12 protein-coding genes are annotated in these 13,539 nt (G+C 65.8%); all 12 read right to left on the reverse strand.

Features of this window, described 5'->3' with window-relative positions:
* Positions 1-543 precede the first annotated feature (543 nt).
* Positions 544-1,746, reverse strand: a complete 1,203-nt coding sequence (locus F623_RS0109940; RefSeq protein ID WP_018862398.1) for an aminotransferase class I/II-fold pyridoxal phosphate-dependent enzyme — start codon at positions 1,744-1,746, stop codon at positions 544-546.
* A complete protein-coding gene (gene der / locus F623_RS0109945; RefSeq protein ID WP_018862399.1) occupies positions 1,733-3,196 on the reverse strand; it encodes a ribosome biogenesis GTPase Der in 1,464 nt (487 codons plus the stop codon). Before der ends, F623_RS0109940 begins: the two co-directional genes overlap by 14 nt.
* A gap of 50 nt (positions 3,197-3,246) precedes the next feature.
* Positions 3,247-4,437: an outer membrane protein assembly factor BamB gene (gene bamB / locus F623_RS0109950; RefSeq protein ID WP_018862400.1), complete on the reverse strand. Its 1,191-nt coding sequence runs from the start codon at positions 4,435-4,437 to the stop codon at positions 3,247-3,249.
* 15 nt (positions 4,438-4,452) lie between these two features.
* Positions 4,453-5,067, reverse strand: a complete 615-nt coding sequence (locus tag F623_RS0109955; protein ID WP_018862401.1) for a tetratricopeptide repeat protein — start codon at positions 5,065-5,067, stop codon at positions 4,453-4,455.
* Between the two features lie 43 nt (positions 5,068-5,110).
* Positions 5,111-6,394, reverse strand: coding sequence for a histidine--tRNA ligase (gene hisS / locus F623_RS0109960; protein WP_018862402.1), 1,284 nt, complete (start codon positions 6,392-6,394; stop codon positions 5,111-5,113).
* A gap of 63 nt (positions 6,395-6,457) precedes the next feature.
* Positions 6,458-7,639 (reverse strand): RodZ domain-containing protein, encoded by a 1,182-nt coding sequence (locus F623_RS0109965; RefSeq protein WP_018868605.1) that lies wholly within the window; start codon positions 7,637-7,639, stop codon positions 6,458-6,460.
* On the reverse strand, positions 7,629-8,399 hold the full coding sequence (gene pilW, locus F623_RS0109970) for a type IV pilus biogenesis/stability protein PilW (protein WP_018862404.1): 771 nt from the start codon (positions 8,397-8,399) through the stop codon (positions 7,629-7,631). The genes F623_RS0109965 and pilW overlap by 11 nt, the downstream gene beginning before the upstream one ends.
* Entirely contained in the window at positions 8,399-9,532 is a 1,134-nt protein-coding gene (locus tag F623_RS0109975; protein WP_018868604.1) for a bifunctional tRNA (adenosine(37)-C2)-methyltransferase TrmG/ribosomal RNA large subunit methyltransferase RlmN, read from the reverse strand. Before F623_RS0109975 ends, pilW begins: the two co-directional genes overlap by 1 nt.
* A gap of 128 nt (positions 9,533-9,660) precedes the next feature.
* Positions 9,661-10,092, reverse strand: coding sequence for a nucleoside-diphosphate kinase (ndk, locus tag F623_RS0109980; protein ID WP_018868603.1), 432 nt, complete (start codon positions 10,090-10,092; stop codon positions 9,661-9,663).
* 193 nt (positions 10,093-10,285) lie between these two features.
* Positions 10,286-10,909, reverse strand: coding sequence for a class I SAM-dependent methyltransferase (locus tag F623_RS0109985; RefSeq protein ID WP_018862407.1), 624 nt, complete (start codon positions 10,907-10,909; stop codon positions 10,286-10,288).
* A gap of 63 nt (positions 10,910-10,972) precedes the next feature.
* Positions 10,973-13,060 (reverse strand): polyribonucleotide nucleotidyltransferase, encoded by a 2,088-nt coding sequence (pnp, locus tag F623_RS0109990; RefSeq protein WP_018862408.1) that lies wholly within the window; start codon positions 13,058-13,060, stop codon positions 10,973-10,975.
* 125 nt (positions 13,061-13,185) lie between these two features.
* Positions 13,186-13,455 (reverse strand): 30S ribosomal protein S15, encoded by a 270-nt coding sequence (gene rpsO, locus F623_RS0109995; RefSeq protein WP_012982141.1) that lies wholly within the window; start codon positions 13,453-13,455, stop codon positions 13,186-13,188.
* Positions 13,456-13,539 lie beyond the last annotated feature (84 nt).

Raw genomic sequence — 13,539 nt, forward strand, 5'->3', positions numbered from 1 at the left:
GGGGAATGAAGGTCAAGACAACGGCTAACCTGATGTTCTTGCGAATGGATGGAGGCAAGGTGTTCCAGCATCCTGGGCACGCGCGGCCTTCGGCCCTGGCGTGCCGCGCCCGCGAGCGGGCGCCAGACCCCATCGTAGGATGCGGATGAGCGCCGCGAATCGCATCAGGGTTGCCCCGACGTTGGCATGGTGCGTTTCGCTGCGCTCAACGCACCCTACAGCTCGGGGCCTACGGCACGTGCTGGAACACCGCCTGTTTTGACCTTCCCTCCCGATATGAACCCCTTGTGGAGGGCGTGACAGGCCGGGAGAAGGCGCTGACTGTCTGAGCGAAGCCAAAGGCGTAGCGAGTTTCAGCGCCGCCGGCCTGGCGCGGCCGGAGCAAGGTTCCCGGGCGAATCCCGGGCGTGTTTCTTGGGTACTTCTTTGCACGAGCAAAGAAGTACCTCGCGGCGCGCTGGCGAAACAGCGCAGGCAGGCGGCAAGACGAAGCCACCGTAAACACCGGATGCCGAACCAGGGTCAGCCTCAAACAGGTGAGTGTCAGGCGAGGACAGACGCGAGGCGGTCCAGTGCTTCGCGCAGGCGGGATTCGCGCTGGGTGTAGGCGATGCGCAGGTAGCGCTGGCCCGCGCTGGGGCTGAAGTCTGTGCCCGGCGTCAGGGCCACGCCCGCCTCGTCGAGGATGCGTGCACAAAGCGCCTCGGAGTCGTCCCCGTGTGCCGTGCAGTCGGCGTAGATGTAGAACGCCCCATCGGGGCGGGCCTGGACCGCGAGGCCCAGTGCCGGGAGGGCCTCCAGCAGCACGTCACGCCGTGTCTGCAACTCGCGCACCTGGCGTTGCAGTCTCTCCTCGGTCTCGGGCGCGAAGGCCTCGACAGCGGCCGTCTGCGCCATGCTGGCCGGGGCCACGAACAGGTTCTGGGCGATCCGGCGAGCCGGGTCGATCCACATCTGCGGGACCACCATCCACCCCAGCCGCCAGCCGGTCATCGCGAAATACTTGGAAAAGCTGTTGATTACGATCACATCGGGATGGAAGGCCGCGGCACTGCGCTGCGGTTCGTCGAACAGGATCTGGCCGTAGATCTCGTCCACGATTACCAGACCGCCCCGCGCCCGTACGACGTCGACGATGTCCGCGAGACGATCAGCGGACAGCCGGGTACCGGTGGGATTTGCAGGTGAGCCGAGCAGCACGGCCCGGGTACGCTCCCCCCAGGCCTGCGCCACCGTCTCCGCGGTGGGCTGGAAGGCATGTTCGGCCGTTACTGGAAGGCCAACCGGGACGGCCCCACGCGCCGCGACAAACTGACGGTTGCAGGCATAGCCCGGGTCCGGGAGCAGCACTTCCTCGCCGGGGTTCACTCCGGCGGCCAGCGCGAGCAGGATCGCAGCAGAGGCCCCCGCCGTGATCACGATGCGCTCGGGATCGATGTCGGCCTGATGGCGGCGCCGGTAGTCGGCCGAGACGGCCTCACGCAGTTCGCGGGTGCCGTGCGCGGGGGTGTAGCGGGTATCCCCGGCCGCCAGCGCCAGCTCCCCGGCGCGCAGGACCGCAGGGGGCGTGGGGAAGTCCGGTTCGCCCACCTCGAGGTGGATGATGTCGCGCCCGGCACGTTCGGCGGCTTGGGCGCGTGCCAGGATGTCCATCACCCGGAAGGGCTCCACCGCTCGGCCGAATGCGGACAACTCGGGGGCGTGCGGCGCGCTCGCCGGGGACTGGGTCGGATCAGCGCCGGACATGGCGCATCATGCGCTTGCGCTTGCGTTGCTGGCGGGGAGTGAGGATGTTGCGACGCCCGGCGTATGGATTCCGTCCGGAGCGAAACTCCATGCGCAGCGGTGTTCCGATCAGCCCGAGGTGCTTGCGGAAAAAGTTCTCCAGATAGCGCTTGTAACTGCCTGGCAAGGCGTCCGTCTGGTTGCCGTGGATCACGATGACCGGGGGATTCTGTCCGCCCTGATGGGCATAGCGCAGTTTGATGCGGCGACCGCTGACCAGCGGTGGCGCATGCTCGGCGACTGCACTCTCCAGCAGACGGGTCAACTCGGGGGTCGAGACCTTGGCGAACGCACTGGCATGGGCCTCCTGCACGTCTTCGAGCAGGTGACCCACGTTGGTCCCATGCAGGGCGGAGATCAGCCGCAGCCGGGCAAAGTTGACGAAGCCAAGGCGTCGGTCCAGATCGTCGCGCACGCGCTCGCGTTCCTCCGGCGCCATGCCGTCCCACTTGTTCACGGCGAGCACCAGCGCGCGGCCGGAGTCGATCACCAGGCCCAGCAGGTGGGCATCCTGTTCCGACAGCCCCGCCTGGGCATCCATCACCAGGATCACGACATGCGCGGCCTCGATCGCCTGCAGCGTCTTGATCACGCTGAACTTCTCGATGGTCTCGTGCACACGCGCCCGCCGCCGCACCCCCGCGGTGTCGATCAGGGTGTAGTCCTCCCCGTCGCGCGCGAACGGGACAAAGATGGAGTCGCGGGTCGTGCCGGCGACATCCGTGGCCACCACGCGTTCATCACCGAGGATGCGATTGACCAGCGTGGACTTGCCGACATTCGGGCGCCCGACGATGGCTACGCGGATACCCGGCCAGTCATCCAGCGCGGCCTGCTGCGAGGCCTTGTCCAGCCCATCCTCCGCGGCCTCCGCGGCCTCGTCCCCCGCCCCCTCGGCTGCTTCGGCCTCGCGCCGCTCGGCGGCGACGGCGCGCCGGACCTTCTGCATCAGGCCCTTGATGCCGCGACCATGGGCCGCGGCGATCGAGGTGATCTCGCCCATCCCCAGGGTATAGAACTCGGCACTCACGGCATCGGCATCCAGACCGTCGGTCTTGTTCACCACGACTCGGGCCTTGACCCCGGCCGAACGCAGTTGGTCGGCGATGGCCTGGTCCTGGGGCGTCAGGCCATCGCGCGCATCCACCAGAAACAGGACATGATCCGCCTCCGCGACGGCCCGCTGGGTCTGCTCGGCCATCGCCCGATCCATCTCGGCACCCTCGCCCGACAGACCACCGGTATCCACCACCAGGTAGGGAAAGTCACCCACCTTGCCGATGCCGTACTGACGATCGCGAGTCAGGCCCGCGACATCGGCCACCAGTGCATCACGCGAGCGCGTGAGCTGGTTGAACAGGGTCGATTTGCCAACATTGGGTCGGCCGACCAGAGCAATGACGGGGATCATGAGGCAACGTTACCGCAACCGCAGGATCCGGGGGTGGGTGCCAGCGACGCTCATCCCCCGGAGCCCAAACGCGGATTGACGGCGGTGAGCCGACCGTTGTCGGTCACCACGTAGAGGATGTCGTCCACCAGCACGGGGCGGGTCACGACCGCGCCGGAACTCGCCCGCAGACGCGCCACGATGCGCCCGTCCTCCAGGTGGAACCAGTGAAGGTAGCCTTCGTAATCCCCGACGATGGCGTAGTCACCCACCACGACCGGGGCGGTGACGCCACGCAGGCGCAGCTGGTCGTTTTGCCAGAGATCGGCACCATTGCGCGGGTCCAGACCCCACAGGTGGCTCTCGGCATCGGTCACCGCGAGGACGTTCGCCTCGTTCGTCACGTCCCCGCCCTGATAGGACGAAAAGTCGCGTGCCCAGAAGATCTCGCCGGAGTTCAGGTCGATGGCGGCCAGACGCCCCTGATAGCCGGATGCGATCGCCGCGCCCTGATAGATCGGCATGTAGCCATCCACGTCGACCATACGCTCCACCTCGGAGCGGCCGGTCGGGATGCCGAGGGTGGTTTCCCACAGCACATTGCCTCGCTCCCGCCCGAGCATCACCACGCGCCCGTTATCAAAGCCCGTGAGCACACGCCCGGCCGTCATCTGGGGCCGATGCGCACCGCGCAGGCTCAGCGAGGGGGTGGTCCGCAGCGCGGTCCATTGCGTGGCGCCGGAGGCTGCATCCAGGGCATGAACACGGCCATCGTTGGTGCGTGCAATCACGACGCCCGAGGCGACATCCGAAATCGCCACAACCTCGCTGGACAGACGCGAGCGCCAACGCTCGCCGTCACCCTGCAGATCCACCGCGATGGCCTCGCCATCCAGGGTGCCGACCACCGCGATCTCGTCGCCCACACCAACACCTGCCGACACCCGCGCGTCGTCCAGGCGCACGCGCCAGCGCTGGCTCCCCGTTTCCGGGTTCAACCCGGACACGCGGCCATCGGCATCGACCATCACCAGCATGTCGTCCGCCACCCCTGGATAGACCTGCCAGAGGAAGCGTTCACCACCGCTTCCCACCGAGCGTGACCACAACTGTTCCGGTTGTGCCTCCGCCTCGAATTCGGGCAGGTCGGCCGGCGGCTCCGTGGTATCGCGTTGCCAAAGGCCACAGGCACTCAGCGACAGCATGAGCGCACCGGCAATCAGCAGGCGCACGGCAGTCTTCGTCGGGGCAGACACGGACATGGGAGGTCAGTTCCTTTAGGCGGAGAGCTCTTCGTACTTCAGGCTCAGGTATTCGGGTGTATGGCCATGGTCGAGCGCTTCGCGATAGCGCTCGCGGGCCAGGTCGCGATCCCCGCGCGCCCGCGCGAGGTCCCCTTCCAGTTCCAGACGCAGGCCGCGAAACGCGTCACGACGCACATCTCCAAGGGCCGATTCGGCGTCGTCATACTGCTCCGCAAGGATCATCTGACGCGCCATGCGCAGGGTCAGCAGTTCGCGGTAGCCGCGATCCGGCGAGGCATCACGTGCCGACCGCAGCGCCTCGATCGCCGCCTCGTGATCACCCTCGGAAACTGCCAGATCGGCACGAAACATCCAGGCCAGCGCACGGTATGGCGTACCCCGCCCCTGTTCGATCAACTGGTCAGCGAGTTCCATCGCACGGACATTGTCGCCGGTCTGGGCGGCGCCCTGCATGGCGATATACATGTCGGAGGCCCCGGCCGCGCGTTCCTCCTGGTGACCGGTCCACCAGTTCCAGCCGATCAGGCCGCCAATACCCAGCACCAGACCGGCAATAATCGCGATCGCGTTATCCGACCACCATTGCTTGATGCGCTCGGCTTTTTCTTCGTCAGTGAGGTAGCTCATCGTCCTCTTGATCCTTCAGTAACGGTACGCACCTGAACGCCGGTCAGGCAGCGGGCGTGTGCAGGGCCTGTTCCAGATGGCGCGCCAGATCCTCGCGCGGTACGGCACTTTGTTCGGCTCCCGGCGATCTTAACGGCTTCACCGTCACCGTGCCCGCGGCGTGTTCGTCAGTTCCGAGCACCAGGGCAAAATGCGCGCCCAGGCGGTCCGCCCGCTTCATCTGCGACTTGAAGCTGCCGCCCCCGCAATGCTGGACCAGCCGCAATCCGGGCAGTTCGTTGCGCAGCCGCTCGGCCAGTTCCAGCGCCGGGCCCACCAACTCGTCACCGCCCACAATCAGGTAGGCATCCGGCGCCGGCGACTGCGGTGCGGCTTCCCGAGCCTCCAGCAGCGCGACCAGCCGCTCCAGTCCCATGGCCATACCAATGGCCGGGGTGCCGCGTCCACCCAGCTGCTCGACCAGCCCATCGAAACGGCCCCCGGCGCAGACCGTGCCCTGGGCTCCAAGGTCGTCCGTGATCCACTCGAACACGGTGTGCGTATAGTAGTCCAGCCCACGTACCAGACGTGGGTTATGAACGTACCGGATACCCAGCACATCCAGATGCGAGCGCAAGGCGTCGAAGTGCGCGCGCGACTCGGCGTCCAGGTGGTCCATCAGGCTGGGCGCGTTGGCGACCACAGCCCGCGTCTCGGGATGCTTGCTGTCCAGGATGCGCATGGGGTTGTCATGCAGGCGTCGCAGCGCCTCTTCGTCCAGCGAGTCCCGATGCTGTTCAAGGTAAGCGATCAGATGCTCTCGATACCGGGCACGACTCGCGGGCGTACCCAGGGTGTTCAACTCCAGGCGCACATTGTCCAGGCCCAGCATCTGCCAGAGCCGCGCGGTCATGGCAATCATCTCGGCATCCACGTCCGGACCGTGAAGCCCGAACACCTCCACACCGACTTGATGAAACTGACGGTAGCGACCCTTTTGCGGGCGCTCGTGCCGGAACATCGGCCCCAGATACCAAAGGCGCTGGACCTGGTTGTGCAGCAAGCCGTGCTGAATCCCGGCCCGCACACAGGAGGCGGTTCCCTCTGGCCGCAGGCTCAGGCTGTCGCCATTGCGGTCCTCGAAGGTGTACATCTCCTTCTCGACGATATCCGTGACATCACCGATGGAGCGCTTGAACAGTTCCGTCGCCTCGACAATCGGCATGCGAATTTCCTGGTATCCGTAGCGATCGAGCAGGTCGCGCAGGCGGTCCTCCAGGTGCTGCCAGACATGGATCGACTCGGGCAGGATGTCGTGCATCCCGCGGATGGACTTGATTGCTTTCATGTTGCCTTTGTGGATTCGGGGCCGGCCACGCTTTGATTGACTAGCGCACCCGGGGTCGAAAATTCAGGGCTCGAGGTCGAAACGGGCGGTCCGGTCGCCCCGTATGTGCGGCTCGAAATCAAAGGGCTTGCCATCCAGGGTCAGCTCGACCCCACGGGCGTTCCCGAGAACCACGCGCCCGGGCAGCATCAATTCCAGTTCCTCGCGATCGCCGCCGCTCAGCACCCCGGTCAATACCACTTCGTCGTCGGCGTCGCGAATCTCGACCCACGAGGTCTCGCTGACTTCCAGGACCAGGCGGTTCAGACCCTCGCGTTGTGCCGCATCGGGCTCGGCCGCGTCCTCATCCTGCGCCGGGTCCGTACTGGCGCCACTGGTCAGCAGCACCATGTCCGAGACGGGGCCGGATGTCGACGACTCGGCCGTATGATCCGCCTCTGTCTCGTCGGCCGCGGTGTCGTCCGAGGGTACCGGCTCGGTCAGGGTGTCCAGCGCGGGTTCTGGGTCCCGTTCCTCGTCGGCCCCACTCGCGTCGGCATCGGCGGTGGTCTCCGACTCGGGCTCCGGCTCCTTGGCCAGCGCCGGGGGCGCGCTCAACTCGTCGGCCGGCGCCCTGCCAACTGCATCTTCGGACGCAGCACCCGAGTCTTCGTGAGTCCATCCCAGTGACGGGAATGACGGCGTACCGCCTCCGCGTTCCGTCCATGCGTAGACCCCCAGCGCCAGCAGCGCCAGCAGCAGCAGGAAAGTCAGCCAGTAAGGAGCGCTGGAACGACGGCTTCCCCTGGAACGTGCAGAGGAGGTGGCCACGGCACGCAGTTCAGGATCCGCCAGACCGTGCGTCTCGAACGACCGAAGCCACGGATCGACATTGACCCCCAGCTCGCGAGCGCAGGCCCGCAGGTAGCCTCGTACATACGCCGGGGCCATGTGGTCGAATCGGTTCGCCTCCAGGTCTTCCAGCGTTCCTCGGCCGAGGTGGATACGATGGGCCAGCGTTGCGGTATCCAGACCGGCCGCCTCGCGCGCCCGTCGCAGACTGTTCCCGGGCTCGCCTTCGCCACCCTCGGGATCGGGTGGCGGGGGCTGATCCCGCGTCGTCAGACCACTGGCGGCGGGAAACTCCGGCGCCGCATGGGGGTCGTCGTCCGTGGTACGTAACGGTTCCATCTCGGAAACGGAATCGTCGACTTCGTCGACCCGGCCCAGACCCGGCTCCTTGTCATCACGCGGCTCAGCCACCATTGCGCTCCATGTCTTCCAACCGGACCAGCTCCATGCTGTCCGGGTACTGACGACGCAGACGCTCGGCACAGTCATTCGCCACTCGGCGGTTACCGAGCGCCAGTTCCGCCTGATAGCAGAGGAACAGCGTCTCCGAGTTTTCCACGCCCATTCCTTCCAGACGCTGGAGGAATGCCCGTGTCTGCATCGGACGATCGTCCTCGTAGGTCAGGTTGGCCATTTCCAGAAGGGCCCGCGGATACTGCGGATTGATGCGCAGCGCCTCGCGCAGCTTCTCTTCGGCGCGTTCGGTCTGTCCGGCATCGGCGAAGCACACCCCCGAATTCATCAGCGCGATCTCGCGCTGGTCGTAATCCGGATTGTCGATCGCCTTGGCAAACAACTCCTGCGCCTCGTCAAAGGCCTGGCGTCGACACAACAGGGCCCCAAGGCTGGTCTGCACGTAAGGGTTTCCTTCGTCCCGGCGCAGCGCCCGGCGGTAGTGATCTTCCGCCCGGTCATGCGCACCACGACGCTCGTAGACATTGGCCATACCCAGATTGGCGAGCGGATGGTTCGGATCGAACTCCAGCGCACGCTTCAGATTGCGCTCCGCCTGGTCGACCTCCCCCTCGCGCAGATAGCCAATACCCAGCTCGGCGTTGACCTCGGCGGCCTCCGCACGCTCCCCGGTCACCTCGCGCTCGGCCATCGCCGCGCATCCCCCGAGTACCAGCCCCAGTAACATCACGGCGGCCGGACGCCACCAGCGCAGTCCCATCAAGAGGCCCTCCGTGGCCGATCAGGCAGTTCCGCGTGCAGACGAATCATGCGCATCCCCCGATTGGTACGGTCCTCCACCTGCCCCACCAGCTGACCACAGGCCGCATCGATGTCGTCTCCGCGCGTCCGACGCACGGTGGTAACATAGCCCGCCTTTTGCAGCTGACGCTCGAAACGCTCGATGTCCGGTTCCGCGGGACGGTCGAAGGGTGCACCGGGAAACGGGTTGAACGGGATCAGGTTGATCTTGCCCGGAATCCCCCGCAGGACACCGGCGAGCTGATTCGCATGCTCGGGCCGGTCATTCACACCGGCCAGCAGCACGTACTCGAAGGTCACACCACTGTGCGCGCCGGTCGCCTCGACATAGCGCCGGCAACTCTCCATCAGGCGCGCAATTGGATACTTGCGGTTGATCGGTACCAGACGGTCGCGCAGTTCGTCGTTCGGGGCATGCAGGCTGACCGCCAGGGCCACGTCGGTGTGCTCGCTCAGCCGGTCCAGCGCCGGCACCAGGCCGGAAGTGGAAAGCGTCACCCGTCGACGGCTCAGACCGTAGGCATTGTCGTCAGTCATCAGTTGGCAGGCGGCGACCACGGCATCGTAGTTGGCCAGGGGCTCGCCCATGCCCATCAGTACCACGTTGCTGACCGCCCGTGGGCGACCCTCCGGCGCTGGCAGGCGCTGCATCGCCAGCCAGACCTGTCCGATGATCTCGGCGGCCGTCAGATTGCGGTTAAAGCCCTGCTGGGCGGTAGAACAGAAGGTACAATCCAGCGCACAGCCCACCTGGGAGGAGATGCACAGGGTCCCGCGTCCGGACTCGGGGATGTAGACCGTCTCGATCGCATTGCCGTCATGCAGACGCAGTACCCACTTCACGGTACCGTCGCCGGAGGCCTTCTCCAGTGCGATCTCGGGCAGGGCGATCTCGGTTTCGCGCGCCAGGCGCTCGCGCAGCTTGCGCGAGACGTCCGTCATCGCGGCGTAGTCGGTCACGCCACGCCGGTGCATCCACTTGACCAGCTGGGTGGCACGAAAACGCGGCTCACCCCACTGCGCCAGCAGCTCGGTGAGCTGACTGCGGCTGTAACCCAGCAGATTCAGAGGTGTAGAGGTTCCCGCTGCCATGTTCGCGACCGGTTGAAAACACCCCCTAGTGTACTGTGCATGGGGGATTCCTGCCTATGGGGCCCGCAAAAGGCCCCGCGACAGCCAAAAGGAAGCGGGGGGCTCCCTCCACGTCCCCGAACCGGTACTTAACGGGTGCGCGGGCAGATCCCGTCGTTGCCGAAGAAGAATTCGATCTCGCGCGCGGCGGTTTCTGCGGCATCCGAACCATGGACGGCATTCTCGTCGATCGAGGTCGCGAAGTCCGCACGGATCGTGCCCGGGGCTGCTTCCTTCGGATTGGTCGCACCCATGATTTCACGGTTCTTGGCGATCGCATCCTCGCCTTCGAGGACCTGCACAATCACCGGACCGGAGATCATGAATTCGACCAGATCGTTAAAGAACGGGCGCTCCTTGTGGACATCGTAAAAGCCTTCGGCCTGCTCGCGGCTCAACTGCATCATGCGCGCGGCGACGATCTTCAGACCGGCCTTCTCGAAGCGGCTGTAGATCTCGCCAATCACGTTCTTGGCGACGGCATCCGGCTTGATGATGGACAAAGTACGTTCTGCGGCCATGTTGGCTCTCCTGACTAACGTTGACAAATTCGGGTGTTCTCTTGCTTCGCGAGCGCGAGCCTTCGCCGAACGGCGGGCTCCAGGGAGGCATCAGCAATGACCGCCCGGGCGCGTGCGTGCCGAGCAGAAGCAGCTTGCGGCGCGTAGTGTAGGCAAACTCGCCCCCGGACGCACGCAGCTGAGAACGCTCGCATCAGGCGTGCGCGGGCTTGCGAAACTCCACCTGCTTCCAGTAGCCGAACAGGCTGGCCGGCGCCACCGTAGCCGGCTCCTGGCCGGTCACATGCACGAAGTCCTCGAATTCCATGTCCGGACGAAACCCGACCGCACGCGACAACGGCCGCAGGCAGCGCTCGAACCCGCGCAGCAGCCATTGCCGCGAGGCAAAGTGGTTGATCACAAGGATCTGGCCGCCGGGCCGGCAGACCCGCCACATCTCGGCAAACAGGCGATCGGGGTTCGGTACCACGGTGGCGACATACATCGCCACCACGGCATCAAAACTGCCGTCGGCGAAGCCAAGCTGCTCGGCATCCATCTCGCACAGTCCGGAAACCGCGGGCAGCCCGCCATTCAGACGGCCGCGCGCCACATCCAGCATCTCGCGGGAGATATCGATCCCGACCACCTCGCAGTCGTCCGGATAGTCCGGCAGCGAGAGACCGGTGCCCACACCCACCTCCAGCACACGCTTGCCGGGCAGCGGCGCCAGCGTCTCCTGGGCGCGCTCGCGACCGGTGGCGAACACCCGTCCGAAGGTGGCGTCGTAGTGGCGGGCGTAGCGCTTGTAACTCTTGCGGATACTGACCAGATCCATGCCGTTACGTCCCGAATACCGATGGCCGGGCACCCGCGGGTGCCCGCTGCGTGACAGGCCCAATCAGGCCTCGGGCTCGACCGCCTTCATGCTCAGGCGGATGCGTCCCTGCTTGTCCACTTCCAGCACCTTGACGGTGACCGAGTCACCCTCGGCCAGAAAATCGGCCACGTTCTCCACCCGCTCGTCGGAGATCTGCGAGATGTGCACCAGGCCGTCGCGGCCCGGCAGGATGGAGACGAACGCCCCGAAGTCCATGATCTTCGCGACCTTGCCAGTGTACTGGCGGCCGACCTCGATGTCGGCAGTCAGCTCCTCGATACGGCGCTTGGCCTCAAGGCCCGCAGCCTGGTCGGTGGAGGCGACCTTGACGGTACCATCGTCCTGGATGTCGATCGTCGCGCCGGTTTCCTCGGTCAGGGCGCGGATCGTGGCCCCGCCCTTGCCGATCACGTCGCGGATCTTGTCCGGGTTGATCTTCATGGTGATAAAGCGCGGCGCGTGCGAGGACATCTCCTCGCGGTGGCTCGGCAGCACCTCGTTCATGCAGCCCAGGATATGCATCCGGCCTTCGCGCGCCTGTGCCAGCGCCTGCTCCATGATCTCGCGGGTAATCCCGTCGATCTTGATGTCCATCTGCAGCGCAGTCACCCCGTTGGTGGTGCCAGCCACCTTGAAGTCCATGTCGCCGAGATGGTCCTCGTCACCGAGGATGTCCGACAGCACGGCAAAGCGCTCGCCTTCCTTGATCAGCCCCATCGCGATGCCCGCGACCGGGGCCTTCAGCGGCACGCCCGCATCCATCAGGGCCAGCGAGGTTCCACAAACGGAGGCCATGGAGCTGGAGCCATTGGATTCGGTGATCTCGGACACCACGCGAACCACATAGGGAAAGTCTTCGGCCGTCGGCATCACCGCGGCCACGCCCCGCTTGGCCAGACGGCCATGACCGATCTCGCGGCGCTTGGGGGAACCGACGAACCCGGTCTCGCCGGTGCAGTAGGGCGGGAAATTGTAGTGCAGCATGAAGCGGTCGCGGCGCTCGCCCTCGATCGCGTCGATCACCTGGGCATCGCGGTCCGTACCCAGCGTGGCCACCACCAGCGCTTGGGTCTCGCCACGAGTAAATACTGCCGAGCCGTGAGCGCGCGGCAGGACCCCGGTCTGGACGCTGATCGGACGCACGGTCTTGTTGTCGCGCCCGTCGATGCGCGGGTTGGCATCCAGGATGCGGTCGCGCACCAGACGGTACTCGAGATCATGGAACGCCGTCTTCACGTCTTCCGCGCTGGGACCTGAGTCGTCTTCGCTCGCGATCGCCTCGACGGCCTGGTTGCGCAGTTCGCTGATGCGCTGGGTGCGGGCCTGCTTCTCCGCGATCTGGTAAGCCGCGACGAGGTCGTTGCCCACGGCCTCCTTGACGCGGTCTTCCAGCGACGCCTCGGACGGCGGTGCCTGCCAGTCCCAGGCTGGCTTGCCAGCCTCCGCGGCCAGTTCCTTGATCGCCTGGATCGCGGCCTGCATCTGTTCGTGACCAAACATCACCGCGCCCAGCATCACTTCCTCGGAGAGCTCACTGGCTTCCGATTCCACCATGAGCACGGCCTGCTCGGTGCCTGCCACGACCAGGTCGAGGTCCGACTCTTCCAGGGCGCTGTAGGTCGGGTTCAGCAGGTATTCGCCGGCACGGTAGCCGACACGCGCGGCACCGATCGGGCCGGCGAACGGGACACCGGACAGCGCCAGCGCCGCCGAGGCGCCCAGCAGGGCGGGGATGTCGGGATCGATGTCGGGGTTGATCGACATGACCGTGGCCACGATCTGGGTCTCGTTCTTGAAACCCTCGGGGAACAGCGGACGGATCGGACGGTCGATCAGACGCGAGGTCAGCGTTTCCTTCTCGTTCGGACGCCCTTCGCGCTTGAAGAAGCCACCCGGAATCTTGCCAGCGGCGTAGGTCCGTTCCTGGTAATTCACGGTCAGCGGGAAGAAGTCGCGGCCGGGATCGGCCTCCTTGCGCGCGACGGCAGTCACCAGGACCACGGTCTCGGCCATGTTGACGAGGACGGCGCCACTGGCCTGGCGGGCGATGTCACCGGTCTCGAAGGTGACCGTATGGTTTCCGTACTGGAACGACTTCTTGTGTGCCACGTTATATCCCGTTTCCCGTAGTGCGTGCATCGAACTTGCTTGCGACGGGCCGGCTCGCGCCCCTGCGCGGCCACCCCTGAAAATGAACGGGCCCGCACCAGTGGCGCGGGCCCGTTGTGCCTGCCTTAGCGGCGCAGGCCAAGCTCCTGAACCAGGGCCTGATAGCGGTCCTGGTCATTGCGCTTGAGATAGGTCAGCAGCTTGCGGCGCTGGCTGACCATCTTCAGCAGCCCGCGACGCGAGTGGTGATCCTGCTTGTGCTTTTCGAAATGCCCCATCAGATGCTGGATGCGGGCCGTCAGCAGCGCGACCTGGACTTCCGGCGAACCGGTGTCGTTGGCATCGCGTTTGTGTTTCTCGACGATGGCCGATTTTTCTTCGGTAGTGAGCGACATGAAAACCTGACTCCTGAAATTTCTTGACCGTTAATCGACCAGTGGCGCTGGCGATAGGCGCGCAATGTTAGCACGACACGCGGG

The sequence above is a fragment of the Thioalkalivibrio sp. ALD1 genome, assembly GCF_000381245.1.
Classification (GTDB): Bacteria; Pseudomonadota; Gammaproteobacteria; order Ectothiorhodospirales; family Ectothiorhodospiraceae; genus Thioalkalivibrio.